This window comes from Priestia sp. YIM B13486 (genome assembly GCF_042787865.1).
Classification (GTDB): Bacteria; Bacillota; Bacilli; order Bacillales; family Bacillaceae_H; genus Priestia; species Priestia megaterium.
Genome location: NZ_JBHZOZ010000003.1, coordinates 441,779 through 467,153, shown reverse-complemented (window position 1 = coordinate 467,153; position 25,375 = coordinate 441,779). Strand labels below are relative to the sequence as shown.

The window sequence follows — 25,375 nt, the reverse complement described above, 5'->3', positions numbered from 1 at the left end:
CCACCTCGAATTGTTAACGATCCGCTGACCGCTCTGTAAAAGAGTACTCAAAGAGTGTAATTCGCTCACATTTGTGTACTGACTTCCACCAACCGTCAGCTCTCTGAGACAGGGAAATGTTTGCTACTAGTTTCTTATCACTGTATCACTATGAAATTAAGATAATTTTACTGCTGCACCTTTTAATTCTTCCATGAATTTGTGGAATTCAGGAATGTTCATTTGCTGTGCTGAATCTGATAGTGCTACTGCTGGATCTGGATGAACTTCTGCCATTACAGCATCTGCGCCGATAGCAATCGCTGCTTTTGCACATGGTAATAATAAGTCTTTGCGTCCTGTTGAATGCGTTACGTCTACTACAACTGGTAAATGCGTTTCTTTTTTCAAGATTGGAACAGCTGAGATATCTAATGTATTGCGTGTTGCACGCTCGTATGTGCGGATACCGCGTTCACAAAGAATAATGTTTCCATTTCCGCGAGACATAATGTATTCAGCAGCGTTAATGAATTCTTCAATTGTTGCTGCCAATCCACGTTTTAAAAGAATCGGTTTGTCTACAGAACCTGCAGCTTTTAATAGCTCGAAGTTTTGCATATTACGTGCACCAATTTGAATCACATCTACGTAGTCGAGAGCCGTTTCAATATCTTGAGGAGAAACAATTTCACTGATAATTGATAGGCCTAGTTCATCGCCTACTTGACGTAAGATTTTTAAGCCTTCCACTCCAAGACCTTGGAAATCGTAAGGTGATGTACGTGGTTTGAACGCTCCGCCGCGCATTAACGTAATACCTTGTTCTTTAAGCGCTAAGCCCACTTCTTTTACTTGTTCGTAGCTTTCTACTGCACATGGTCCCATTACAAATTCTAAGTTTCCAGGTCCTACTTTTGTACCGTTGATGTCAACGATTGTATCTTCAGATTTCTTTTTACGAGATACAAGAAGTGCTTTGCGGTGATCGTCTTCTTGAAGCTCTAAGCTTGCTTTGAAAATTTCTTTGAAAATATGCTGAATTGTTGAAGCTTCGAATGGTCCATTATGGTTAGCTAAGATTTGATCTAACGATTTACGTTCACGAACTGGATCAAAGCGATTCACACCTTGTGTACCTTTTACTTTTCCGATTTCTTGTGCGATTTCACCGCGTTTATTTAATAATTCTAAAATTTCTAAATTTATTTCGTCGATTTGTCCTCGTAATTGTTCTAGTGATTTTGTCATTTTAAAAATCCTCCTTTGATTTTATAACCTTGAACGGATCTTCTCGTTTAGTTTGTATTGAAAAATCCGTTTTACACCTACACAGCCGCTTATGCGGATATACAAAAAGTCCCTACTGATTGTATCAGTAGGGACGAATTGATCGCGGTACCACCCTAATTGCAAGCATTGCTTGCCTCTTCATTAAGATAACGGCTATTGCCGCTTTTGACTATTGCCAAAAGAAAGCTCCAAGAATGTAATTCGCAATCTCTTTTGTACTGATTCGCACCAACCATCAGCTCTCTGAATACAGGGAAGATTTTGCTACTATGCTCTTTTCATCGCTTGTAATGGATATAAAATTATAATGGGCCGAAATACAAAAAGTCCCTACTCACCCTTAAGATTTTTCTTAAGAGTCAGTAGGGACGAAAATTCGCGGTACCACCCTAGTTGCAAGCATTTTGCTTGCCTCTTCATTAAAATAACGGCTAGGCCGTCTTTTCCTACTCGGAAAAGATGCTCAAGGAATGTACTTCGAAAAAATTTGTGTTCTGACTCGCAGCAACCGTCAGCTCTCTGTTACAGGGAAATTTTTTCTACTAGTGCTCCTATCAACGCTCAGTATTGACTATGTATGTGTACTTGGATAATCAGTTCCGATCGTTTGAAACTATTTGTCGCTTCCAAGTTGTGTGTAATGTTGTGTGATGTTGATTTGTATTATGAATGGTTTTTTTATCTTCGTCAACACTTTTTATTAATTTTTTTTATTTTTTAAAAACCATAGCTCCTTCAAACCCATATCTATCAAGAGTTTTGCTGCTCTAATTTTTTTCAAACTTATATTCCATTTCAGATTCATATTCAATAAATCCATGTTTTTGATACAAGCTTTTTCCAGCGGAAGAAGTATTTAACCATATTCGATTTACACCATTTTTTTGGCAGTACTGCATCAAATGCTTTAAAATAGCTGAAGAACAGCCGTGCTTTCGGTGATTAAAAGCTGTATACATGTTCATAACATATGCTTCTTTTCCTTGGAGGTTACTCGGTGAAGGCGGACGTATAAAAAAGACGATGCTTCCTGCTGATACAATTTCTCCATTCGCTTTTAAAATAGCCGTATAGCTATGTGGATTATTTATATTTGCAGTAAAATATTCTTCTGTAGCTTTTCGAAACAGCTCCTCATTCCCGTTTAATTCTCCCAGTTCTTTCATGAGCAACATTCGCAGTTTAACCAAATCCTGAACGTTTTCTAGCGCTGCTTTTTCAACCATGACTTCCCCTCTTTTCGTCTCTTTTACACAAAAAAACTCTCATCCTTCGAGGGCCTCATTTAAGCAAGAAAAACAGCTCCGTATACGAGTGCTCCGACAATAACGAACGCTGGATGCACGCGCAATTTTTCCAATAATAGAAAACTGGCTGCTACTAAAAATAAAGTTTGCCATATACCTGAATCACCGTATGAATTCATAAAAAATTCATATGCCATCAAGCCAAGTAAAATGGCGATAACGGGACGAATGTAGTTCGTCATTTTCTTAACATTTGGCGAATCTTTATACTTAAATAATATTCGAAGTAAAATAACTAAAAGTAAAACCGATGGAGCAATCGTTGCAAAAAGAGCAACCACCGAGCCTAAAATCCCTGCCTGCTGATATCCGATAAATCCCGCCATTTTTGTTGCAATCGGACCAGGCAGCGCATTTCCAATTGCCAGCATTTCACTAAACTCTTTGACCGTAAGCCAATGATAGTGATCCACGACTTCTTTTTGAATAAGCGGAATCGACGCAGGTCCGCCTCCATAGCCTAAAATATTTGAAACAAAAAACGCCATAAATAGCTGAATATAAATCATACCCATTCCCTCTTTTGCTTGTGTTCAGCACTTTCACCTTTTTTTCCTTTTCGTTTTAGCGGAATCCAAGCTGCTGCCATAAGAACAATAATAATGACCGCTGGATGGATATGGGCAAATTCCATTAGCCCTAAACTAATAATCAGTAAGATAATAGCTGGTGTCCACCCTAGACCAGACGTTGATTTTTTAAAAAAGTCCCACGTCATAACCGCGAGCATAACTCCTACTACAGGAACAACTGCTTTGGTCATGCCCATAACCCACGGCTGATCTTTAAATTGCGTTAAAGTTGTTAACAGCAATACCATTAAAAAAACGGTTGGAATAACGGCTGCAAATAAAGCTGTCCCGAGACCCAAAATACCGCCGACTCGATAGCCGATGTATCCAGCCAGCTTTGTAGCAATAGGCCCAGGCAGCGTATTGGCGATTGCTAATAAATCGCCAAATTCATCGTCATCCATCCATTTGTACGTATCGACCACTTCTTTTTTTACAAGTGGAATAGCTGAAGGGCCGCCTCCGTAGCCGAGCATACCTGAGCGAAAAAACGCTATAAAAATATCCAATTGTCGCATTTCTCGCACTCCTTTTTCTGTGATCTAATAAGCAACGACAGCTCCGTCTGTTCGCGCTTCTGTGCCGCCGTATAATACACCGGTTTGTTCATCTCTTAAAATGATCTGCCCTCTTCCAAACGTATGTCTGCTCGTAGCCACATGAATATCATGCCCTTTGCGTTCTAATGCTTCTACAATATGTGAAGGCATTTCTTTTTCCACAAGAACCTTTTTATGTTCAATCCACTGCCATCTTGGTGCATCTAAAGCTGCCTGAGGATTTAGATGGAAATCGATCATATTCATGACGACTTGCACATGTCCTTGAGGCTGCATGAATTTGCCCATTACACCGAATGGACCTACAGCACTTTTATTCTTTGTTAAAAATCCAGGAATAATGGTATGATAGGTTCGTTTTCCTGGCTCTAATCGGTTATGGTGCTGTGGATCTAACGAAAAATTATGCCCGCGGTTTTGCAGGCATATGCCCGTATTAGGTACGACAAGTCCTGAGCCAAAATCCATGTAATTACTTTGAATGAATGATACCATGTTTCCTTCTCCATCAGCTGTCGCTAAATAGATCGTGCCGCTATGAGACGGCTGTCCGGCTTCAGGAATAAGCGCTTTTTCACCAATCAGCCCTCTGCGCTTGTTTGCATAAGAATCATTCAACAAATCTTCAACAGCTACTGTCATTTTATCAGCATCCGTAATGAATTTTTGTCCATCTGCAAACGCTAGCTTCATGGCTTCAATTTGCTTATGATATGTATCGACAGAATCTTTGGCATCGAAAGAGAAGCCTTTTAGCGTATTTAAAGCTAAAAGTGCAATAAGGCCTTGGCCGTTAGGCGGAATTTCCCACACATCATATCCTCGGTAAGAAGTTGAAATTGGCTTCACCCACTCTGCTTTAAAAGCTGCTAAATCTTCTTTTGCTAAAAATCCGCCGTATTTTTTCGAAAAAGCTGCTATTTTATCAGCTAAATTCCCTCTGTAAAAAGATTCTCCATTCGTTTCGGCAATTTCAAGCAGCGTAGCAGCATGGTCCGGTGATCGCCACACTTCCCCTACTTTAGGAGCTGATCCATTGTTGGTAAACGTCTCAAACCAGTGCTTATATTCGTCACCTTTTAATGCGTGTGTAAATCGTTCAAACGCTCGTTCCCAATTGTACCCTAAAATCGGGGAGATTGGGAACCCTTCTTGTGCATACGAAATAGCAGGCTGCAGCACTTCTTTTAACGATAACCGGCCAAAGCGTTTTGACAGCTCCACCCACGCGCTGGGGGCACCTGGGACCGTAACAGGAACAAAACCGCGAGCCGGCATCTCTTTTATCCCCATGGCACGCAGAGCCTCAATAGAGATAGAAGTAGGAGCAGGACCGCTCGCGTTGAGTCCATATAGCTCTTCATTTATCCACACGAGAGCAAATGCGTCTCCGCCAATTCCATTTGACGTAGGCTCTACAACCGTTAAACAAGCTGCCGAGGCAATAGCAGCATCTACCGCATTTCCTCCTTTTTTCAACATTTCAAGACCCGCCTGAGCGGCAAGAGGCTGACTAGTTGCTACCATTCCGTTTTTTCCAAACGTACATGTACGCTGCGATGCATAGGGGTGTGTGAAAAAGTATTCGCTCATAGAAAATCTCCTCTTTTCTTTATATGATGAATAAAACGAATCTTTACAGACTAGACAGCGCTACTTCTTCCTCGTAAACTTCTAATGCTGCTTGTAAAGCAGAACCTGCATTCACGCTTGCCCCGTTTCGAATAAGCACTGCTTCAAGACCAGCCAATGTAAAGAGAACGTTGTCTTTTCGACAGCTGTATCCCATTGTACCGATACGCCATATTTTTCCGTGCATCGGCCCAAAAGAACTTGCAATTTCAATCCCAAATTGTTCAAGAAGCGTAGAACGAACTGCCTCTCCGTCAATACCTAGGGGAATTAAAACACAAGTAACGGTTGGAACTTTTGAATCCTCATCTCCGAATAAAGATAATCCCATTGCTTTAATACCGGCTACAAGTGCTTTTTCATGGAGGCGATGCCTTGCAAATCTTTCCTCTAATCCTTCTTCTAAAATAACGCGCAGCCCTTCTCTTAAAGCATAGAGCATGGACGTTGCTTCCGTGTGATGATTTAATCTACGCTCACTCCAATAGTCTTGAAGCTGACTCAAATCAAAATAGTTGCTGATAATATTCGGACGCAGACGAACAGTTTGAGCATCTGCTTTTGTCGCAATTCCTTTTTCAACTTTTTTACGTTCCATGATGATTTTTTCAATACGATCATTGTAAGTAATAGGTGCCATGCCGGACGGAACAGATAAACACTTTTGTGTGCCTGCAATCAATGCGTCAATGTTCCACTCATCTACTTTTACATCCGTACCGCCAATAGTGGCTACTGCGTCGACGATAAATAAAACATCTTGGTTGCGGCATGCAGCACCAATTTCTTTAAGCCGCTGCATTCTTCCTGTAGACGTTTCACCATGAACCATTGCAACAATTTTCGGATTTACTTTTTTTATTTCACGAATAACTGTTTCAGGGTCAAACACTTCTCCCCATTCGCATTCAATGTTGTGTACATCAGCTCCGTAGCGCTCGGCAATTTCCGTTAATAAATAGCCGAAGCGGCCGAAAATAGGGACGAACACTTTATCGCCAGGCTCAATTACACTTGCAAGAACGGCTTCAATCCCAGCTCTAGACGTTCCATCAACGGGAAAAGCCCATTTGTTTTTGGTTTGAAATAGTTCACGAAGCATTTCCATCGTCTCGTTCATAATGTGCGTAAATGCGGGGTCAAACTGACCTAAAATAGGTGTTCCTAATGCTCTTAATACGCGGGGATCTGCTTCTACGGGTCCGGGTGTCATAATCGTACGCGGCGGTGTATGAAGCTGTTTTGTTATAGTCATGTCAAATTCCTCCTAGTAGGCAAGTTTATATAATAGTTCTATTAAGACCTTTACTCCTTTTTCTAACTGTTCTCCTTTGGTGAATTCCTTTGGGGAATGACTGATTCCATCTTGGCTCGGTACGAATAACAAACATGTGGGAACTCTTCGTCCGAATACCTGCGAGTCGTGTCCTGCACCGCTTACTAATTCTCGGGAGGAGATATTCTTTTCCGAGGAAATAATTTTGGAAAGTTCAGATAATTCTTCGCTCATGGCGACAGGTTTTTCATCCATCCAGCAGTCGATATTCACTTCTAAATCCCCTGATGTTCGCTTTATAATTTCCTTCATTTCTCGTTCTACCTCTTGTAAAACCTCATATTCATGATGTCTTATATCAACCGTGAATTCTACATATCCTGGTATTACATTCGGTGCATTTGGAGAAAGTGTAATTTTGCCAACCGTTACGTATAAAGCGTTATGATATTTTTCACTCAATTCAATAAATGCTTTAGCAAGTTTGCAGCTCGCATAAAATGCATCTTTTCTGATGTTCATCGGGGTTGTGCCCGCATGGTTACTTTCACCTTTAACAGATACTGTAAATCGTTTCTGCCCGACGATACTAGAAACAATTCCGATATCGCAACGAGACATTTCAAGCTGCTTTCCTTGTTCGATATGTAGTTCAATAAAAGAAGCGATGTCCGTGCGGTATGGCTCGCTGTGGAGGCCTTTTCCGAAATTGAGCTGTTTCATTGCGTCATCCAGCTTAACCCCTTCTTTATTTATAACATGTTTTGCATCACTTTTGCTGTGTAATCCATTCATATTGCCTGATCCCCAATACGTAAGAGGAAATCTGCTGCCTTCTTCTTCACAAAGTGATACGACCTCTAAGGTTTTTGTAGGGGAGCCGTAATGTGCATAAAGGTACTGCAGAGCAATGATACCTGCCACAACACCAAACGCCCCGTCATACTTTCCTCCGTTTATCACGGTATCGATATGGGATCCTGTTAAAATAACTTGTTGTTCTGAACCCGTTCCTTGCAACCGTCCAAATAAATTTCCTACATCATCGTAATATGTTTTGAGGTGAAGTCCCTTCATTTTTTCTTCCAATGCCTTTTGAGCTGCATTCCACTGTTCCGTATATAAAAGCCTCGTGACCCCTTCTTTTTCATCTAACCCAAACTGTGACAACCAGCTAACGTTTTCTTCGATTTGCTGACAAAGCTTAGATTTTCCCGTCATATCTGCAACCATTGCTATCCCTCCTGCTATCTTCATTTTAAGAAAATGACTGATTGTTTTCATTAACACTTTCTACAATGATTTAGTGTTTTTTTAGCTATTATCACTAAATATACAAAGTTTTATATACGTCACTTTTTCTAACATTATATGTTATTTACTTTATCTTACAGGATTGAATATACTTCTTCATTAACAATTTATACATTTTTTTCTGAAAATTTTATTTATTTTAACTAAACTTTCTTATAAAATAAAAGATAGATAAAAATACGCGCAGGGAAATGTGAGAATTTTTAACAAAAGGAGTAATAAATAATGGAACTACAAACTCTTTTACGCATTCCAATTTATGAAAAAGCATCTGTAGTAGCCGGGCAAAAAGGAGTCACCCGCAAAGTACATAACGTCAATATGATGGATGCACCCGATATTTTATCTTTTTTAAAAGAAGGAGAGTTTTTAATTACAACGGGCTATCACTTCAAAGAACATGAAGAAAGCTTAGCAAAACTTGTAGAAGGAATGGCTAAAAAGAAATGTGCAGGATTGGCCATAAAAACGAAGCGCTTTTTCGAACACGTGCCTGCTTCTATTTGTCAGCTAGCTGATGAACTTCACTTTCCGATCATTGATTTCCAAACGGACGAAACGTTAGGCGCAGTTATTAACGAATCTCTCAGCTTTATTTTAGATAAAAAAACAGCCGAGCTTCAGCAAGCGATGGTCACACATCAGCTATTTTCCTCGTACATCTTACAAGGAAAAGGCATTGAGAAAATTATGCAATCTATTCAAACGTTATGCAATGCTCACGTTGCCCTTTTTGATACCCATGGCCATGAACTCTTTTATACAAACAAACGCGAACCCTTTTCACTCCCGATGGAAGAAGCGGTAGCGGGCGCTAAGCAGCTGTTTTTACGAACGGTAAAATATACAACCTTTTCCTTTTTACACACCAAAAAAACCGTTACGCTTTTTCCGATTGCTACTCATACAAGAAAATACAGTTATTTACTTATTGAACACCAAGTTTCTTTATCCGATTCAGCGCTCCTAACGATTGAACAAGCGACAAACGTTTTATCCTTCGAAATGATGAGACAGCAGGCTTTGTATGAAGCTGAACGGCGACGAAAAAACGATTTTTTCAATCAGCTTGTTAACAATTATTATAAAACGCTTGAAGATGCTTCCTTTCAAGCACAGATGATGGGCTTATCAGCAGGAAACAGCTATATTTGCGCCGTCGGGAAAATCCACTCTACATTCACGCCTTACAGCGATGATGATATGATCTATGAGCTCCTTCAATATGAGTTATCAACAGGTCATACAGAGGCCGTTTTGTTTTTCTATGACAATCTTTATATTCTTTTGTTTACACCTCATTCTCAACCTATGATTATAGAATGCTTGCATCGCTTGCAGGAAGCTGTTTACCGTCACTACGACAAGCGAATGTCATTTGGAGTTGGAAACCAAAGCCAATCCCTACTTACAATCGCTGACTCATATAAAGAAGCTGTTGAAGCTCTTGAAACCATCCATTTTAAAGATCAGTCGAAGCTTATTCAATTTTATCAGCCAAAACAGTTTAAAGAACTGCTGAGGTTGCTTCCAGCAAACGATTTACAGGATTACTATTCTCAAACATTAGAAGGTTTGCTGCAGTACGATAAGAAAGATCGCTCCATCTTACTTGACACGCTTGAAACATATCTAAATTCCAATTGCCAAATCTCAGAGACTGCTAAGCAGTTATTCGTTCATCGGAACACGGTGATCTATCGAATTGAAAAATGCGAAGAGTTATTAAAAAGACCTATTCACACGTCAGAGGAAACCCTTCGGCTGCGCGTAGCTTTTCAAATTTTTTCTCTTGTGCATGCTAATTAAGTATAAATACAATAAAAAACGCCTGAGTGGATACTCAAGCGTTTTTATTGTATTGCATATTCTTTATTTCGCTTTTAATTTAGACTGTACGGATTGTAATTTCCCAGCCATCGTATGATTTTCTTTATCACGGCGATCATCAATTCGTAAATTTGTACATACACGCTGAATACCATTTTCAAAAGGCACTTCATGCATCTCTTGAACAATGTTTAGCAGCGTGCTTAATTCCCCTTCAATCAATGTATTCATAGGGGTTAATTGATATGTAATTTCATCTTCATGCTTGGCCAATACTTTTTGAATATCAGCTACGTACTGACTCACGCTTGGCGTTTCCGTACCTACCGGAATAATGGTTACATCTACAATAGCCATGTTATACACTCCTTTTATTTGTTCCCTAGTTATCATACCAAATCGCGCAAAAATTTCCTACTTTTACGTTTATAGTGTATAGAAAAAAGGAATAGTTCTACAACTACTCCTTTTTGTTACACTCTTATAGGTAACGCTTTGCTCCTAAGTAACGTTTTGACCAGTAAGAGTTGCTTAGTGATGTGATTGTCACGCCTGTTGAAGAACCTGCATGCATGAATTGACCGTTTCCGATATAAATGCCAGCATGACTAGCTCCTGGTTGGTACGTTTCAAAGAAAACGATATCGCCAGGCTGAGGTGAACTTACACGCGTACCAGTTTGATAGATGCTAGCAACTGTACGAGGAAGACTTACACCTACTGCATTGCGATATACATAGTTAAGGTAACCACTGCAATCAAATCCTCCAGGCGCAGCTCCACCCCAAACATAAGGTGTTCCCATAAAACGTTTACCGTATGAAATAACTTTTGAAGCTGAGCTTGAGCTTGTGCTACTTCCTGTTGATGTTGAAGGTTTTGAGCTGCTAGAGCTGCTTGAATTTAATTTATTCAGCGTATCTGGACCCGCTTCTCCGTCTACTAATAAACCATTTGCACGTTGAAATGATTTTACTGCACTTGTTGTAATTGAGCCAAAGTAGCCTGTTACACCAGCTGAGAAGTAACCTTTATTTTTTAGTTTTTGCTGAAGGCTGCTTACTGCTGAACCTTTCATACCTTGACGTAAAATAGTTGAGTTGCTAGAGCTAGAACCACCAGTTGAAGCGCTAGAACCGCCATTTTTTAACTTGCTTAACGTAGCCGGACCCGCAATTCCGTCCACAGACAGTCCGTTTGCACGTTGAAATGCCATTACTGCATTTTTTGTAATTGAACCGAAGTATTGAGTCGTAGTTCCTTTAAAATAGCCTTTATTCTTTAGCTGCTGCTGTAAAGATTGTACATTTGGTCCAGTTGAACCAACGCGCAGCAATGAACTTGAGCTAATTGATGAACTTCCGCTTCCTAGCAACTTATTAAATGTAGATGGACCTGCAATGCCATCTGCAGATAAACCATTTGCACGCTGAAACGACTTTACTGCGCTAGTCGTGATTGAACCGTAATAGTTTGTTGTTGTACCGTATGTAAAATAACCTTTGTTTTTTAATTTTTGCTGTAATTCTTTCACATCCGAATTACTTGTTCCTGGGTGCAGCGTAGCATCTCCTAAAGCAGCTTCACTAATTGTAGGTACTACTGTTAAAGATCCACATAACGCTAACGAATATATCAACTTTTTCATAAAAAAAGGTTCCTCCAATGCCATAATCTACTAATCTATAAGACGTTTACATTGTAACAACACATTATTACAAAATAACATCACTAATATTACATTTATGTTACAGGAAACGACAACAGCGCAGCTGTATGGTGTATATTGTCGTAGTTTATTGTCGTTTAACACTTAATAAGTTCGACAAAAAAGCTAATATATTCCAATATTATTCCTTTTCCTACACTAATAATAGGTAAAAAATCACCCATAACATTATCTTTATATTTCAAAAAAAACAATTTATTTTTTTTTGAAATGTGAAACTTTTTTAAAATTTATTCGTTTAGCGGATTTGCTCCCCTCTCTAGTAAAACAGCTTTTCTTCTAAAAATTTATATTATTTCCATATTAATGAATAAAAAAGCGAGGGCTGAAAAAAATAGTCTTGTTATGTTTGAAACAAGGAGGATTATTTTATGAGCCACAATGGCATTCATGGTACAAATGTTAGCGGATCAGGTGACTCGGAAGACAAACGCTATGCAGCCGGAGAAAACGAGCAGACGCTTACGACGCGTCAAGGTCACCCCATTCGTGATAACCAAAATTCTCGAACGGTAGGCAACAGAGGCCCTGCTACTCTTGAAAATTACCAGCTGATTGAAAAACTTTCGCATTTTGATCGTGAACGTATACCGGAACGTGTTGTTCATGCCCGGGGAACGGGAGCTCACGGATATTTTGAAACGTACGGAAAGCTTGGTGACGAGCCCGTTGAAAAATACACCCGCGCAAAAGTTTTTTCAGGAGCAGGCAAACAGACGCCCGTTTTTGTCAGATTTTCTACCGTAACTCATGGAAAGGACTCTCCAGAAACAATGCGAGACCCAAGGGGATTTGCTGTAAAGTTCTACACAGAAGACGGAAACTGGGACTTAGTAGGAAATAACCTTAAAATATTTTTTATCCGCGATGCTATTAAATTCCCTGATTTGATTCATGCTTTTAAGCCCGATCCTGTGACAAACCGTCAAGATACCGAGCGTATTTTTGATTTTATTTCTCACACCCCTGAGGCTATGCATATGATTACTTTTTTATTTTCACCTTGGGGCATACCTGCTAACTATCGGCAAATGCAAGGTTCCGGTGTTAATACATATAAGTGGGTAAACAAAGATGGCGATGCGTTTCTTGTGAAATACCATTGGGAACCAAAACAAGGAATTAAAAATTTGACCCAAAAGCAAGCAGAAGAAATTCAAGCTAAAAATATTAGTCACGCCACTCAAGACTTGTATGAAGCGATTGAGAGCGGTAACTACCCCGAGTGGGAACTTTGTATACAAATCATGGAAGATGGAGAGCATCCCGAACTGGATTTTGATCCGCTTGATGACACGAAAATTTGGCCGGAAGACCAATTTCCATTTCTCCCAGTAGGTAAAATGGTCCTAGATAAAAATCCAAGCAACGTATTTGCTGAAACGGAGCAAGTCGCATTTGGTACGGGTGTACTTGTAGACGGGCTAGATTTTTCTGATGATAAAATGCTGCAAGGAAGAACGTTTTCTTATTCCGACACGCAGCGTCACCGGGTGGGAACAAACTACTTGCAGCTGCCTATTAACGCGCCGAAAAAACATGTAGCAACAAATCAACGCGATGGTCAAATGGCCTATCATGTAGATGCTGCTCCAGGTCAGAATCCGCATGTGAATTATGAGCCTTCTTCTCTTGGAGGTCTTCAAGAAGCGCATGACCATCCAAAACCTCATCAGCCTTATGTTGAAGGAAATATAAAAAAAGAAAAAATTGATCGTACAAATGACTTTAAGCAAGCTGGTGAACGCTATCATTTACTAGAGGACTGGGAACGTGATGAGCTTATTCAAAATTTAGTAGACGGCTTAAAATGTTGTCACCATACCGTTCAAACAAAGATGATTGAGCTTTTAACTCAATGTGATTTTGACTACGGCAATCGCGTAGCAAATGGCATTGGTCTTCTGATGCATGATGATGGTTCCCTAGAAATTGAAATGGGAGCAGAAATGACTCCTACATACGGGAAATTGCCAAAAGAAGGCGGTTCACCGTTAGGAAGTAACAAAGCTGCTGATGCGGTAGAAGAAGCTAATGAAAAAGGACACGATGCTCATCCTTATTAACAAAAAAACATCCTGCAGCGACAGCAGGATGTTTTTTGGGTTAAACGCTTATGACCAAGTAACGGCAAACACGTGGTAGTCATTTTTTAACTGTGGCGCATCAATGGGTGTCCCGTGCTGATATCCTTGTTTCACTCTTTTAGGATGTAAGGGTTGAACCCATTCTTTCACTTGCTGTTTTGTACCATTTGCTAAAATATATACACAATCAGAAAATGCCCCGTCATTGTTTGGACTATCAACTTTTAGTACTTCCACTAACACATCTTGGACACACGTTTTTCTCTGAATACACATAAGCGTATGGTAGATAATATCAGCGGACACATCGTTATTTAAACGAAAGCCCACCTTTTTTTGTTCAAAAAAAGACGAGAATGAGACGATTGGTAATGTCTTTTTTTGTTCATACGCTTGAGATAAAATCTTGACAAGAACTTCTCCACTCAAGATGATCCCTCTTTCTAAAAAACGCTTCATCACAACATATGTGAGCATTGATTATGCTCATAGGATAATATATTATCATAGTTTAATTCTGTGGTGTTAGTCTTTTTTGGGGTTTTTACACTGGGAATTATACCCGCCTATTTCTTGCGTTTCCCTGACTTTCTCGCTACTAGCAACAGAATTATTAATAAAATGAATACCCCTGCCCCTACAAACATATCATACAAGAAATCAAGCATCATACTCCTCCTCTTCCTTCAAAAAAACGCTGTTAAAACCAAGCGTTTTAACAGCGTTTTTTTGTTAGATAAAGCCTAGCATGTTAATAAATACAATGATAATTAAAACAGGTGCGATATATCGAATGGCAAGAAGCCATAAAGAGAACCAGCGCTTCACATTCGTTGAACCGTGCTTAAATTCTTCAATTAGCACATCTTTTTTCATTTTCCAAGGAACAAAGATAGCAATTAAAAGAGCTCCGAGTGGCATAAGGATATTACTTACAAGAAAATCGAAAGCGTCAAAGATACTTTTTCCAAAGATCGATACGTCACTTAATAAACCATATGATAGCGCTGAAGGTATTCCTACCACGAAGATTAGCAAGCCCGAAATCCAAGATAGCTTTATACGCTTATGCTGCTCTCCTTTGGCTAAAGAAGCAACAATAATTTCTAACATCGAAAACGCAGATGTCAAAGTGGCAAATAAAAACAGCGCCAAAAAGAAAGTTTGAAACACAATTCCGAACGGAAGCTGTTCAAAAATAGAAGGCAATACAATGAATAAAAGACCTGGTCCTTCCGTCGGTTTTACACCCATTGAAAAGACGGCAGGGAAAATTGCCAGTCCTGCTAGTAAAGAAATCAAAATATTTAACGCTGAAATTGAAATAGCCGATTTTGGCAAGTTTTGCTGCTTAGATAGATACGAACTGTACGTAACCATAACTGAAACGCCTACGCTAAGGGAAAAGAATGCTTGTCCCATCGCAAACAAAATGGTTTGGGATGTGAGCTTTGAAAAATCTGGATACAAAAAGAAAGATACGCCTTCCATTGCCCCTTCTAATGTTAAAGAACGAATAATGATAATAATAAATAAAATAAAGAGAGCAGGCATTAAAATTTTGTTTGCTTTTTCAATACCATTTTGAATGCCTCTTGCTACTACAACAATTGTTAAAAGAAGAAAAACAAATTGAGAGATAACAGCACGTGTTGGATTAGCAATGGTCGAGTTAAATAAACTCCCGTAGTCACTTACTCCATTCAGCTGACCCGTGACGCTTGCAAAAATATATTGCAAAATCCAGCCTCCTACTACACTATAGAAGGATAATAAAATAAAGCATGTAATCACGCCTAAATACCCGATTGCTTTCCATAGGGAACCGGGAGCAACTGCATCATATGCACGAATTGCTTCTTTTTGTGTATGTCTACCTAGTACAAATTCAGCAAGTAAAAGCGGCAAACCAATAATTGCTGTAAACAAGATAAACAGTAAAAAGAAGGCCCCTCCTCCGCTTGTTCCGGCTACATAAGGCAGTTTCCAAATGGCTCCGATTCCAATTGCAGAACCGGCAGATGCCAAGATAAAGCCGAGTTTTGATGTCCATTGTTCGTTTTGACTCATTTTTTCTCACCATTTTTCTTTATTTATTCTGATTTGTCATACTATAGCACACAACCCTTCTGTCGAAAAGGGTTTTTGTTGTTTTAACCCTCATCATGTGTTATGAATAGTATGTAGGTTTCATGATTTATTTTCGTAACTAAAAAAAGTTTGACAGTTAGAGGTACAAAAAATGACAAATCAGCAAGTAATACAGCAACAATTTTTAGATAAGTTCCTTGACTTTATCTTAGTAAAATGTCCAAACTGCGAACTATGTGCGCGAGTTGTAAAACTGGATAAAAAATTGAGCGGGTCAACGCACTCATGCACGTGTCCTCACTGCGGTTATCTAGACGTAACCAACGCTGATAGCCAAGGACCGTTAGAACTTTCTGAAGCAGTAGATCCTTTTTTTCAGCTTCCGCTTTACTTAGAAACGATATGCCCTGAACGTCGACTTTGGGCTTATAACTTAGATCACCTTCAGTATATTGAATCTTATATTGAAGTTAAAACATGCGGGGCTTGTTTCGACGAGCTGTCGGTTGAACATTCATTGCCAGATTGGGTAATTCATAAGCAAGAAGAAGCATTAAGCGAAATTCAACGTTTAAAAGATACCGTCTTTTGCACATTTAAATGAAGATAGAAAAGAAACGTTGCCGAAGAGGCAACGTTTCTTTTTTTACGAAGAACTTTCTTCGGTAAGTTTTCTTCGATAGTCTCCGGCCTTATCGAACTCTTTTGCGGTGCCGACGAAAAAGTAGGTTACCGTATGATTTTTATTACCTTGAGTCGTTCCATGAATCATCTTCCCCTGCTTCAATTGCTTTCGCTCTCCATTCTTATTTACATAGAAATATTTATTTCTTGCCCAGCCGCCGCCGCTTAAAAGCGTTTTGGTTTTCCCGACTCCCTGGTCATTTACTTTAAATACAGTGTAGTCTCCTTCTGTCTTGCTGGGGTTTCCGTTATCTTTATCATATTCGACCATAACCCATCCTTTGTACCCTTCTGGTATAAGGAAAATGCTCGGTTGAGACGTTTCGTCTGGGCGTCCACATCCAGCTGCGATTACAATCAATAAGCACAAAATGAGCCACCTTTTCACTTTTTCCAACTCCTTTCTTAATAAAAGACGTGCCTCTATACTGCTTTTAGTTTTTGTTGAAGGTGAGATTATATTCTTTTTGCATCCCTCAATTTTTTCCAGTTCACCCAGTCAAATATGCTATATTTACGTATTGTTTGTCACACACTATTAGCAGGCGTTTACAATTTACATGGGAGGATAACAAAAATGAGCTATGTTTTTTTATTTATTTTGCTCTTTGTCATTCCGCTTTACACACAGCAAAAAATTGTTCGTGCCGACCGTGAAAATACACGTACATTATTACTAAGTGAACACGAGCAATCTGGACATAAAAAAAGCGATTCCCCGTAAAACAGGAATCGCCTTCTTTTAATATGTTAAGCTTCCGGCTACAATAAGGCCGACGGCAACCGACGCTGCAAAAAGAGTTACTCCAACCGCTATATTTCCTTCTTCTACTTTTTTGGCTAGGCTCGTTTTAGGCGTCATGATAAATTCAATAATCCAATATGCCACTACTTGAGTAATGATACCTACTACTCCCCAAAGAGTTGCATCTACTAAATTTAAGCTGTTGCTCCATACAGTAAAAATGACAATAGCAAGCCCAATTCCTTTTCCCCATAACTTCAAAGCGACCGCCACATTGCCTTTTTTTATGAGTTCACGGTCATTAAATTTTGTTGTTAATTCAAATACCATAACTCCGATAAATAATAACCCTAACCCTACCGCTACGTGAGATAAAAAACTCCCTATACTAGCCCAATCAATCCATTGTGTCATTTTTATTCCCCTTTTCATTTTAATCCAATCGGCAAATAATACGATTCGTTATCCGTAATTTGATTTCCAGCTCGTATTCCTACTGCGCTTGCTTTTCCATTTAATAAAAAGCACCCGTACATGATATGAGCCTCTATTGTTTGCGTTTGAGTCTTCATCGTTGCAGTTGGCAAAGGAATAAACTGTTGATACACAGCCGTGTATTCTTGATATGTCTTATGCTGATCTTCGTCTATTTTGATTCCGTCTTCATTATAAATTTCAACGGTATCTCCCTCACGACCAAAGGATGGTTTCTTCACAAATGTTTGTTTTCTTCCAATAAATGTATCTTCTTCTAAATACGTTGGTAAAAAGTATGTTTCAATGATGTGATGCTCTTCTTTAGTGAAGAAAGGATGATGTTGTTCATGCAAAGCCCAAATGAGTGCTTGCACGGCTTTGGACTGCAGCAAAAATGCAGAAGGCGGATTGATTATGGCTACTTGTTTTTGCTGTGCTAATGTTAAAAGCATGTGTCCGACTTTTTCATGCGTACTCGGATCTTCATCTTCAATTAAATGTTCAAGCGGATAAGTTTGGCGATAGAGTACGTCTATTTTTTGTCCATATTGATCATACACGCCCGCTTCTATATGTTCACCTTCTTCCACTGTAGAGGAAGGGACAATTCGAAGCTGCGATAATGGAACGTATGTAGCATCTACATCGGCTAGCTTCATTAAATAAAGAGTCGTTAACTTATCTTCTTCATGCGTATCGTGTGAAGAAAAAACGACGTTTGGATAGTTCGTTCTATCGAGCTCGTTATGAGCTTCAAAAATGGCGTGTTTTAATGCTAAAGCAAGCTTTTTTTCTTCAAGCTTATTAGGGTTTTGTACTTGAAAATGCCGACAGACTAACTCATTTACATGAAATAATTCTTTAATGAACGTAGGCGTATCCGCATTTAGTTCTAAAAGCTTGATTTGATCAGTCGTAACAGCAAAATCAAGGCGCGAAATCACACTTTCTGTTTCCATCGTTTTCAGTCGTAGGTACGGGAGGGTGTCTTTTGGAAATCCTAAAGAAAAAAGCGTCTGATCATCTAACGAACGAAGTAAAGGTGCAGTTTTAAAAAATAATTCACCAATTTGATTTGCAGCTTCTTTAATAGAATCAATGATATGAGAAGACTCTGTATGTACGTCATAAAGAGCATACTCTGTTCCGTATAAATCGTGCCAAAAATCTTCAATTTCTTTATAAAACATTTCTCGCTTTTCTTTATGCATTACCCGCCAAAACCGCCTTTAGAGCCGCTCCCAATTCCAGATTTATACGAGCTGCTTGATTTAAATGATTTATAGGCCGATGATGAGGTCAACTGTTTTTTAGAGCCGTAGTAGCGGCCTCCGTGATAATATGAGCCGCTGTGCGAAGAAGAAGAATCTGAACAGTAGTACGTTTGGGTATCTTCATCCCACTTCCACTTGTCACACGATTTATCTTTCGGTTTAGCTGGTCTTGCCTGATCAGTTGAACCACAGGCAACGAGCGATGTCATTAAAGCTGTGGTCAAAACCCCGGCCATCATTTTTTTTGTTTTTGACATTACGCCTTCCCCCCCTCATACGTTACGCCTGTTTTTGTTACATATAAACTGTACACGCTGCGATCTTCATCAATTTCCGCAGAGTCTCTTTCCCATTCCCATCCATTGTAGTATGTATAAACTGTTCCGATATAGCTTAATACGTCCAAATGCGTATAAAATGAAGAGACGAATAAAATCGGATGTCCTCGAAGAGAATTCAGTTCGCGTACTTCTAACGTAATCTCTCTGTTATCGTCTTCTGCTTGCTCTTTCGGCCCATGTTCATGTTCTTTTACATAAATAATATGTATATCATCTTCGACTGCAGATGAAGTTTGTTTATACGTTACTCCTTCTTTAACAAAAAATTCGCATTCTCTTCTTGCTAAAATTTGTTCAAGTTCAATAGATTGATAGTGATAAATAGATACAAACGTATCATCAGGCTTTAGCAGTCGGTATTCTAACTTCCCCATTGTGCAACTCCTTTTGTGACTTTTTTGTGAACGTTCTTTAATAAATACGCACAGATTTTCAAAAAGTTTCAATTTTTCTCATATTAAAAGGCTTAGCTTTAAATAAGCTAAACCTTTATTTTTTTATCACATCTGTCACAACTTCATAACCGCCTGTGTATGGGTCGAATACATATTCAAGCATGCCGTTTCCACGATTGACTTTAAATAGATAACGGTATTTTTTAGGGCTGTCTTTTGCTGGATATACGTATTTTCCTTTTTGGAACTGACTTAGTAAGAGCTGTTCTCTTTGCGCAAGCATTTTTTTTGCTTCATTATAACCATACAGCGGGAGATTTTTGGCATAGAGAACCGGTACGAATACAAGCACAACGACTGAAATCGTAATAAGCCCTTGTTTGAACCACCGCATAAATCTCTTTGGATTTCGCGAAAGTAACATCGTGATGACAATTACTATTAACAAAGGAACAATATATACTTGAACATACGGAATGTTTGCAAATACAGGTCGATTAATCAATAAGACAATTACTTCGATAGCTGCTACTAATACTAAAATAAAATAGACCACTTACTCTTCACACCTCGACGATTCAATGAATTTTATATGTGTTAGAAAGTATTCCCACTCATGAATGAACTCGTCTATTGTATCATAAGACGCAAAAAAAATATCTACGCTTCTCTATTTTACGGAATTCAGATAATAAAAGAGATTGAGACATTAGGAAATCACCCCACTCTAAAGACGAACAAATGGGATAATGCGCTAATAGGGATCCCTTGTGACACCGCTGTTGATTTCCGTACAAGACTTCGCTTTTCGAGGGCGGTCGCTCCTGCCAGATCTCATCTGTTCCGCTTTTCACGCAGGAGTCCTCGCCTTGCCCTCCAGCCAACAGCTAGAGGCCACTACATACATGAAACTACCTTCACCCTAACCATAAAAAAATCTGAACGCATTTGATTCTCCATCAAGAATCAAACACGTTCAGATCTCCCTTTAACTAAGCTACTTTTATTCCATCCTCTTTATTATGAAACTTCTACGTTTCGATTTTGATTATATTTTTTCCCTTGTAACAGTGAGTAAATGATGGCTGCTGCCCACACAATAAGTATGAATACATATACAGCTATCTGAGTTGAGCTGCTGGATACCCATGTGTTTAAGAGTGTTCGAGCATTTGTTAAAATGATAAACCCACCAACAAGTGAACCAAGCAAGTGAGCCGGGATAATACGAACAAACCATGCAGCAATCGGAGCCGCGATAATTCCGCCAATCATAAGGGCGCCTACCCAGAACCAGTTTACCTGCTCCCAGCCAAGAGAAATTAAAAAGCCAAGTGTAGCCGAGACAGCAATAGCAAATTCACTTGTATCCACGGTTCCAACGACTTTCCGTGCTGTTGTGCCTTTTTTAGCTAGCAATACAGGCGTTGCTATCGGCCCCCAGCCGCCTCCTCCTGTAGCATCAGCAAATCCAGCAATTAATCCCAACGGAATGGACTGCTTCGTCGATAAAGGTTTGGTGCTCTTTTCTTCGTTTGTTTTAAACGTAAATAAAAAACGAAATAACACATAAACTCCTAGGAGCAATAAGAATGTTGAAACGTAAGGTCTTACTGCATCTCCGGGTAAATTACTTAGAAAGCAGGCTCCTACAAAAGCTCCGATGGAACCTGGGATAATTAGTTTTAACACCATCGATTTATCTACATTTCCAAATTTAATATGCGAAACACCCGAAGCTGCCGTTGTTACAACTTCTGCTAAGTGAACAGATGCGGAAGCCACAGCTGGTGCAATTCCAAACGTTAAAAGCAGCGTAGTTGATGTCACTCCGTATGCCATTCCGAGTGATCCATCAATTAACTGAGCTAAAAAGCCAATAAGTGCAAACGTAATTAACTTTTTCATGTTGTCCCTCCACTTTCATCTTCTGTTAGAAAGCACAAAAAGGCCTCCAACAGTTGTTTGCTAGAAGCCTTCGGTATGTCCGATCAGCTGTCCGTTTTATGAATAAGTTGTTTATATTGTAATCCTAACTATTCCTAGAAGTCAACTGTGTTTTTGGTTTTTCTTTTAGTCTATGTACGCTGCTTGGTTATAGTATCAGTAAAATAAAATTCTTCTTGTTAAGTCAACAACATAAAAACGACCGCTCACTTAATAAGGGCGGTCGTTTTTATGCGTATCTTGCCAGTGAGCTAGCACTTCAGGTGGCAAACTCACATCTTTATCTAATGACGTCACATCCATAGAAGCGGGCTCATCGCTATTTATCACTTTTTCTACCCAATCTGGCTGTACGACTAATGCTTGTTCAATCGTAATTAAAGCCAGACCTTGCTCAAAAGCTTCTGCTACTTCTGTTGCCGTAAGTCCTCCTGTACCCACAAGAGGGACCCGGTGATTGACGTGCTTAATAATCGAAGAAAGAAGTGAACGATTTTCTTCACTATTTAAGGTAGGTTCATGCAAAGCACTGATATGCAAATAATCAATTTCTGTATAAACAAGACGATCAATCCACTCAAATGTATCTTCCACTTTATTTCCTAAATAGCCTTTTTCTTTGGGCGCTAATGTATATCCCACAATAAATGGTTTGCCCGCATGTGCTGCTCGACGCGTCACTTCACGAATAACTTCAAGTGCAAAAGTGAAGCGGTTTTCTGCACTTCCACCATAAGAATCAATTCGTTCATTGGCTTGCCTTGACATAAACTGCTGCAGTAGACATTCATTTCCTCCGTCAATTTCTACTCCATCAAACCCTGCTTCCATAGCTCTGGTGGTAGCTTCGCCAAACGCTTGAACAATATAAGTTATATCGCGCTCGGTCATTTGAACAGGCTTTTTCCCTTTACGTTTATGAGGCTTTTCACTTGGGCTAATGGCTTCCCGTTTATTTTTCATTTCTACGCACTTTCTTCCCCCGTGCGATAGTTGAAGAATCGCTTTAGCTCCTCTCCTATGTATCATTTGAGTTAGTTGATGAAGCTTTCGTATGACCTGATCACGATGAATGCCGATTTGACCATGTGCTACTTGGCCATTTTCTGTGATAAACGCAGGGCCGACAATTACCGTACTGACGCCCCCTACTCGTTTTTCGTAAAAAGTCAGATCGATATCAGATATTTCTCCGTTTTCCCGTGAAGCGTATGTGAGGATAGGTCCCATTGCTAATCGGTTTTTCATCTCAAGAGCATCAACAAATTTAAAATGCTTAAATAATTTTTCATAGGCTGTCTTCAATTCATTCACACCTTTTTTCCTTAGCTTGCCCATCTAGAAGCCGAGTAGACATAGGCACAAAAAAAGAAATACCTTCGCCGGCATTTCTTTTTACGTTGTTTTTCTTATTTTTTTAATGGGGTAAAATACAAATTCGCTTTTTCCGACAATCCGTTTTTTATCGATGAGACCTAGACCGTTGCGGCTATCCATACTGTACAGACGGTTATCACCCATTACAAATACTTCGTTTTTAGGTATTTGAACGGGTTCAAAATCTCCCGTAAGCTCCATATCCATGTTATTGGCAATTTGACGATTCGTTTTTAAATAAGGTTCACTTACTTTTTTATCATCAATATAGAGCTGATCTTTTTTCATTTCGATTTTTTCACCTGGCAGACCGATTACTCTTTTTACATAATGCTTATTCTTAGCCTCATCTTTAATAATCACAATATCTCCGCGGCGAATATCATGGAGCGAATACGACAGTTTATTCACAAACAAACGCTCTCCGTTATGCAGCGTTGGGTTCATTGAAGCGCCTTCTACAATATACGGAGAAAATAAAAATGCGCGAATCATAAATACTAGAGCGATAGCGAAGATAATAGTTTTGAATATGCTGCGTAATTGATCGCTTTTTGTTTTTTCCGTAGTCAATATACTTTGTCTCCTTTGTACAGCTCACTTTTCTTATGTAAAAAAGCAAGAAACCTCTTACTTTAACACTTATTCTAACTTAACCATAGAAAGAACTGAAATCAAATGTTTTATGTTATGTAAAAAAAGAACCTCTAACAAATGTTAGAGGCTTACATTACGCAAGTTTCGTCTTTACATCTCTTATTATAACATTAATTATATAAAAAGAGACTACCTTTTATGTAAAAATTATGTTTTTTACGCAAACTTAACTAAATCTTCACATTTAGAGGCGTTTCTCCATGTATAAAAAGTTGAGAGATGCAATACTCTATAATCTCTCTTCGCCGCACGAGCCCAATAAAAATATTTTGATCATCTACAACCGGCACAAAATTTTGTTCAGACGCGCGTGACAAAATACTTTCCATTTCATCATTAATGGTGATAGCTTCGTAATCGCGATGCCTTGGAACTTCCTCAATTCGTAGGTGTTCTAACTCATGGAGTTCTATATGTTCTAGGCTTTTTAGCTTCCATAGCAAGTCTCCTTCTGCCAAAGTCCCTACATATTCTCCTTTTTGGTTAATGAGCGGTACAGAAGAGTAGCGATGATACTCCATTTTCTCCAATGCTTGACGGATCGTTGACTGCGTCGATAGTGTAACGACTTCTTTTTTAGGGAGTAAAAAGAACGCAATATTCACTAATATTCTCCTTTTATTGTTATTGCTTTGCTGAATCTGAAACAATATGAATGTCGATGTTATGAGTCTGTCTCATAATCGTATTCACAATAGACCCTTTTCGAATCTCTTCCCACCTTGTCCTTGCTGATTGCCCTAGTAAGATTTGAGTAACGCGATACTGCTTGGCTACGTTCACAATCACTGCAGCTGGTTTTTGCTTTTTAGCTTCTTCAACAATTAGCGATGCGTGAAAACGATCAGCGAATGCCTGCCACTGTTTGATTTGTGCTTTTTGCCTTTCAGTTTGCTCGCCTGTAAAAACATGAAGCAACAGTAAATCTGCTTTCAATCGGTTCGCCATTCTCCAGCCTCGCCGAATTAATTTTTCAGCTGTTTCACTGTATTGAATGCATACTAAAATACGTTCGCAAATACCTGTTACGCCAATTTCATGCGCATGAATCAGCTTACCGTCCACTTCATCCGCTATTTCTCTGAGCGTTAATTCACGAAGGGCATGGAGATTCGCAAGCTTAAAAAACGACTGCAGGCTTTGTTCAATTTTATGGAATTCGTATATTTTTCCTTCACGAAGCCGCTTTTGCAGCTGTTCTGGCGTAACATCGACAAGCTGAATTTCATCTGCTTGCTGAATAAATAAATCTGGCACTGTTTCACGAACTTTTACCTGGGTAACAGCATATACGAGATCATGTACGCTTTCCATATGCTGAATATTCATTGCTGACATGACTGAAATACCTTGGTTGAGCAGGTAAGAAACATCTTCAAATCGCTTTTGATTACGGCTTGTTGGAACATTTGTGTGAGCAAGTTCATCGATAATTACAACTTTTGGGCGCCTTCTTACAATCGCCAGCAAATCAAGCTCTTGCAATTCTTTTCCTTTATAAAAAACGGTTTCTCTTTGGATTACTTCTAGATTTCCGATCATCTCGTTAGTCTCATCCCTGCCGTGTGCTTCTACATATCCAACTACGACATCTACGCCTTCTTTGACTAAATCGTGCGCATCTTGAAGCATTTTATACGTCTTTCCTACTCCCGGCGCGGCGCCGATGTAGAGTTTAAGCTTTCCGCGCTTCTGATCATGAAGTTCACGCAATAGTTCTTCCGGAGTTTTTCTTCGAAAGTATGGATGAGCTTCTTTTTCTTTCATTGTTTGTGCCCCTTTATCACACGCGCTTCAATACATGAAGC

At 39.3% G+C, this 25,375-nt stretch carries 25 protein-coding genes, 1 pseudogene and 3 other annotated features (1 of these 29 only partly in view); of the genes and pseudogenes, 4 read left to right on the top strand and 22 right to left on the bottom strand.

Annotated elements, in window-relative coordinates:
- Window positions 1-150, bottom strand: a binding site (T-box leader) (it extends 51 nt beyond the left edge of the window).
- Between the two features lie 6 nt (window positions 151-156).
- The 7 genes from ACFX4G_RS10795 to allC form a co-directional block, all read right to left on the bottom strand.
- Window positions 157-1,230: a bifunctional 3-deoxy-7-phosphoheptulonate synthase/chorismate mutase gene (locus ACFX4G_RS10795; protein WP_013057698.1), complete on the bottom strand. Its 1,074-nt coding sequence runs from the start codon at window positions 1,228-1,230 to the stop codon at window positions 157-159.
- A gap of 126 nt (window positions 1,231-1,356) precedes the next feature.
- Window positions 1,357-1,563, bottom strand: a binding site (T-box leader).
- A gap of 70 nt (window positions 1,564-1,633) precedes the next feature.
- Window positions 1,634-1,839: a binding site (T-box leader), on the bottom strand.
- 200 nt (window positions 1,840-2,039) lie between these two features.
- Window positions 2,040-2,498: a GNAT family N-acetyltransferase gene (locus tag ACFX4G_RS10790; RefSeq protein WP_097825208.1), complete on the bottom strand. Its 459-nt coding sequence runs from the start codon at window positions 2,496-2,498 to the stop codon at window positions 2,040-2,042.
- 59 nt (window positions 2,499-2,557) lie between these two features.
- Window positions 2,558-3,088, bottom strand: a complete 531-nt coding sequence (locus ACFX4G_RS10785; RefSeq protein WP_013083789.1) for a chromate transporter — start codon at window positions 3,086-3,088, stop codon at window positions 2,558-2,560.
- Entirely contained in the window at window positions 3,085-3,669 is a 585-nt protein-coding gene (locus ACFX4G_RS10780; RefSeq protein ID WP_377574537.1) for a chromate transporter, read from the bottom strand. Before ACFX4G_RS10780 ends, ACFX4G_RS10785 begins: the two co-directional genes overlap by 4 nt.
- A gap of 24 nt (window positions 3,670-3,693) precedes the next feature.
- The gene (ggt, locus tag ACFX4G_RS10775; RefSeq protein WP_377574534.1) at window positions 3,694-5,304 is read right to left on the bottom strand and encodes a gamma-glutamyltransferase; all 1,611 of its coding nucleotides are present in this window, start codon (window positions 5,302-5,304) and stop codon (window positions 3,694-3,696) included.
- Between the two features lie 43 nt (window positions 5,305-5,347).
- Window positions 5,348-6,598, bottom strand: coding sequence for a pyridoxal-phosphate-dependent aminotransferase family protein (locus tag ACFX4G_RS10770; RefSeq protein WP_097825211.1), 1,251 nt, complete (start codon window positions 6,596-6,598; stop codon window positions 5,348-5,350).
- Between the two features lie 12 nt (window positions 6,599-6,610).
- Window positions 6,611-7,852, bottom strand: a complete 1,242-nt coding sequence (gene allC / locus ACFX4G_RS10765; RefSeq protein ID WP_377574530.1) for an allantoate deiminase — start codon at window positions 7,850-7,852, stop codon at window positions 6,611-6,613.
- A 306-nt stretch (window positions 7,853-8,158) separates the two neighbouring features.
- Between allC and ACFX4G_RS10760 the strand changes: the two genes are divergently transcribed.
- Window positions 8,159-9,742 carry a PucR family transcriptional regulator gene (locus tag ACFX4G_RS10760; RefSeq protein ID WP_013083794.1) on the top strand — a complete coding sequence of 528 codons (1,584 nt, stop codon included), beginning with the start codon at window positions 8,159-8,161 and terminating at the stop codon, window positions 9,740-9,742.
- A gap of 63 nt (window positions 9,743-9,805) precedes the next feature.
- Here the strand turns inward: ACFX4G_RS10760 and ACFX4G_RS10755 are convergent, their stop codons facing one another.
- A complete protein-coding gene (locus ACFX4G_RS10755) occupies window positions 9,806-10,120 on the bottom strand; it encodes an MTH1187 family thiamine-binding protein (protein ID WP_013083795.1) in 315 nt (104 codons plus the stop codon).
- Window positions 10,121-10,244: 124 nt separating this feature from the next.
- Window positions 10,245-11,411: a C40 family peptidase gene (locus tag ACFX4G_RS10750; RefSeq protein WP_016764712.1), complete on the bottom strand. Its 1,167-nt coding sequence runs from the start codon at window positions 11,409-11,411 to the stop codon at window positions 10,245-10,247.
- 452 nt (window positions 11,412-11,863) lie between these two features.
- Between ACFX4G_RS10750 and ACFX4G_RS10745 the strand changes: the two are divergent.
- Window positions 11,864-13,388, top strand: a pseudogene (locus tag ACFX4G_RS10745) (catalase); the annotation flags it as partial.
- Window positions 13,389-13,606: 218 nt separating this feature from the next.
- Here the strand turns inward: ACFX4G_RS10745 and ACFX4G_RS10740 are convergent.
- Together ACFX4G_RS10740 and ACFX4G_RS10735 are read right to left on the bottom strand one after the other, a co-directional pair.
- Window positions 13,607-14,008 carry a hypothetical protein gene (locus ACFX4G_RS10740; RefSeq protein WP_013057709.1) on the bottom strand — a complete coding sequence of 134 codons (402 nt, stop codon included), beginning with the start codon at window positions 14,006-14,008 and terminating at the stop codon, window positions 13,607-13,609.
- Window positions 14,009-14,311: 303 nt separating this feature from the next.
- Complete coding sequence (locus ACFX4G_RS10735; protein ID WP_097825215.1) at window positions 14,312-15,649, bottom strand: sodium-dependent transporter; 1,338 nt, start codon at window positions 15,647-15,649, stop codon at window positions 14,312-14,314.
- A gap of 172 nt (window positions 15,650-15,821) precedes the next feature.
- Between ACFX4G_RS10735 and ACFX4G_RS10730 the strand changes: the two genes are divergently transcribed.
- Entirely contained in the window at window positions 15,822-16,274 is a 453-nt protein-coding gene (locus ACFX4G_RS10730; protein ID WP_013083800.1) for a hypothetical protein, read from the top strand.
- A 42-nt stretch (window positions 16,275-16,316) separates the two neighbouring features.
- On the opposite strand, the gene ACFX4G_RS10725 is transcribed toward ACFX4G_RS10730, so the two are convergent.
- Window positions 16,317-16,742 carry a DUF6843 domain-containing protein gene (locus tag ACFX4G_RS10725; RefSeq protein WP_025751186.1) on the bottom strand — a complete coding sequence of 142 codons (426 nt, stop codon included), beginning with the start codon at window positions 16,740-16,742 and terminating at the stop codon, window positions 16,317-16,319.
- A gap of 189 nt (window positions 16,743-16,931) precedes the next feature.
- Between ACFX4G_RS10725 and ACFX4G_RS10720 the strand changes: the two genes are divergently transcribed.
- On the top strand, window positions 16,932-17,078 hold the full coding sequence (locus ACFX4G_RS10720; protein ID WP_016764718.1) for a hypothetical protein: 147 nt from the start codon (window positions 16,932-16,934) through the stop codon (window positions 17,076-17,078).
- Between the two features lie 18 nt (window positions 17,079-17,096).
- Here the strand turns inward: ACFX4G_RS10720 and ACFX4G_RS10715 are convergent, their stop codons facing one another.
- The 10 genes from ACFX4G_RS10715 to kdpDN all read right to left on the bottom strand — a co-directional run bounded on the left by ACFX4G_RS10715 (window position 17,097) and on the right by kdpDN (window position 25,334).
- Window positions 17,097-17,513: a DUF350 domain-containing protein gene (locus tag ACFX4G_RS10715; RefSeq protein WP_013083802.1), complete on the bottom strand. Its 417-nt coding sequence runs from the start codon at window positions 17,511-17,513 to the stop codon at window positions 17,097-17,099.
- A 14-nt stretch (window positions 17,514-17,527) separates the two neighbouring features.
- Window positions 17,528-18,787, bottom strand: coding sequence for a glutathionylspermidine synthase family protein (locus tag ACFX4G_RS10710; protein WP_377574526.1), 1,260 nt, complete (start codon window positions 18,785-18,787; stop codon window positions 17,528-17,530).
- Entirely contained in the window at window positions 18,787-19,107 is a 321-nt protein-coding gene (locus ACFX4G_RS10705; protein WP_013057715.1) for a hypothetical protein, read from the bottom strand. The genes ACFX4G_RS10710 and ACFX4G_RS10705 overlap by 1 nt, the downstream gene beginning before the upstream one ends.
- Window positions 19,107-19,565, bottom strand: a complete 459-nt coding sequence (locus tag ACFX4G_RS10700) for a hypothetical protein (protein ID WP_016764721.1) — start codon at window positions 19,563-19,565, stop codon at window positions 19,107-19,109. Before ACFX4G_RS10700 ends, ACFX4G_RS10705 begins: the two co-directional genes overlap by 1 nt.
- 115 nt (window positions 19,566-19,680) lie before the next feature.
- Window positions 19,681-20,142, bottom strand: coding sequence for a hypothetical protein (locus tag ACFX4G_RS10695; protein ID WP_013083806.1), 462 nt, complete (start codon window positions 20,140-20,142; stop codon window positions 19,681-19,683).
- Between the two features lie 464 nt (window positions 20,143-20,606).
- On the bottom strand, window positions 20,607-21,494 hold the full coding sequence (locus ACFX4G_RS10690; RefSeq protein WP_043981491.1) for a sulfite exporter TauE/SafE family protein: 888 nt from the start codon (window positions 21,492-21,494) through the stop codon (window positions 20,607-20,609).
- Between the two features lie 249 nt (window positions 21,495-21,743).
- Window positions 21,744-22,847, bottom strand: coding sequence for an oxidoreductase (locus tag ACFX4G_RS10685; RefSeq protein WP_377574523.1), 1,104 nt, complete (start codon window positions 22,845-22,847; stop codon window positions 21,744-21,746).
- 81 nt (window positions 22,848-22,928) lie between these two features.
- Window positions 22,929-23,483, bottom strand: coding sequence for a signal peptidase I (lepB, locus tag ACFX4G_RS10680; protein ID WP_377574520.1), 555 nt, complete (start codon window positions 23,481-23,483; stop codon window positions 22,929-22,931).
- A gap of 254 nt (window positions 23,484-23,737) precedes the next feature.
- Window positions 23,738-24,172, bottom strand: coding sequence for a CBS domain-containing protein (locus ACFX4G_RS10675; RefSeq protein ID WP_033580611.1), 435 nt, complete (start codon window positions 24,170-24,172; stop codon window positions 23,738-23,740).
- Between the two features lie 19 nt (window positions 24,173-24,191).
- A complete protein-coding gene (kdpDN, locus tag ACFX4G_RS10670; RefSeq protein WP_318331188.1) occupies window positions 24,192-25,334 on the bottom strand; it encodes a KdpD-like non-kinase potassium sensor in 1,143 nt (380 codons plus the stop codon).
- Between the last annotated feature and the right edge of the window lie 41 nt (window positions 25,335-25,375).

Excerpts from the sequence above, each read along its gene's own strand:
- ACFX4G_RS10755 (WP_013083795.1), bottom strand. The coding sequence starts at position 10,120 with ATGGCTATTGTAGATGTAACCATTATTCCGGTAGGTACGGAAACGCCA.
- ACFX4G_RS10705 (WP_013057715.1), bottom strand. The coding sequence starts at position 19,107 with ATGTCAAAAACAAAAAAAATGATGGCCGGGGTTTTGACCACAGCTTTA.
- allC (WP_377574530.1), bottom strand. The coding sequence starts at position 7,852 with ATGGTTGCAGATATGACGGGAAAATCTAAGCTTTGTCAGCAAATCGAA.
- ACFX4G_RS10760 (WP_013083794.1), top strand. The coding sequence starts at position 8,159 with ATGGAACTACAAACTCTTTTACGCATTCCAATTTATGAAAAAGCATCT.
- ACFX4G_RS10780 (WP_377574537.1), bottom strand. The coding sequence starts at position 3,669 with ATGCGACAATTGGATATTTTTATAGCGTTTTTTCGCTCAGGTATGCTC.
- ACFX4G_RS10700 (WP_016764721.1), bottom strand. The coding sequence starts at position 19,565 with ATGGGGAAGTTAGAATACCGACTGCTAAAGCCTGATGATACGTTTGTA.
- ACFX4G_RS10750 (WP_016764712.1), bottom strand. The coding sequence starts at position 11,411 with ATGAAAAAGTTGATATATTCGTTAGCGTTATGTGGATCTTTAACAGTA.
- ACFX4G_RS10715 (WP_013083802.1), bottom strand. The coding sequence starts at position 17,513 with ATGACACAATGGATTGATTGGGCTAGTATAGGGAGTTTTTTATCTCAC.
- ACFX4G_RS10770 (WP_097825211.1), bottom strand. The coding sequence starts at position 6,598 with ATGACTATAACAAAACAGCTTCATACACCGCCGCGTACGATTATGACA.
- ACFX4G_RS10730 (WP_013083800.1), top strand. The coding sequence starts at position 15,822 with ATGACAAATCAGCAAGTAATACAGCAACAATTTTTAGATAAGTTCCTT.
- ACFX4G_RS10795 (WP_013057698.1), bottom strand. The coding sequence starts at position 1,230 with ATGACAAAATCACTAGAACAATTACGAGGACAAATCGACGAAATAAAT.
- kdpDN (WP_318331188.1), bottom strand. The coding sequence starts at position 25,334 with ATGAAAGAAAAAGAAGCTCATCCATACTTTCGAAGAAAAACTCCGGAA.
- ACFX4G_RS10785 (WP_013083789.1), bottom strand. The coding sequence starts at position 3,088 with ATGATTTATATTCAGCTATTTATGGCGTTTTTTGTTTCAAATATTTTA.
- ACFX4G_RS10690 (WP_043981491.1), bottom strand. The coding sequence starts at position 21,494 with ATGAAAAAGTTAATTACGTTTGCACTTATTGGCTTTTTAGCTCAGTTA.
- ACFX4G_RS10710 (WP_377574526.1), bottom strand. The coding sequence starts at position 18,787 with ATGCATAAAGAAAAGCGAGAAATGTTTTATAAAGAAATTGAAGATTTT.
- ACFX4G_RS10735 (WP_097825215.1), bottom strand. The coding sequence starts at position 15,649 with ATGAGTCAAAACGAACAATGGACATCAAAACTCGGCTTTATCTTGGCA.
- ACFX4G_RS10790 (WP_097825208.1), bottom strand. The coding sequence starts at position 2,498 with ATGGTTGAAAAAGCAGCGCTAGAAAACGTTCAGGATTTGGTTAAACTG.
- ACFX4G_RS10720 (WP_016764718.1), top strand. The coding sequence starts at position 16,932 with ATGAGCTATGTTTTTTTATTTATTTTGCTCTTTGTCATTCCGCTTTAC.
- ggt (WP_377574534.1), bottom strand. The coding sequence starts at position 5,304 with ATGAGCGAATACTTTTTCACACACCCCTATGCATCGCAGCGTACATGT.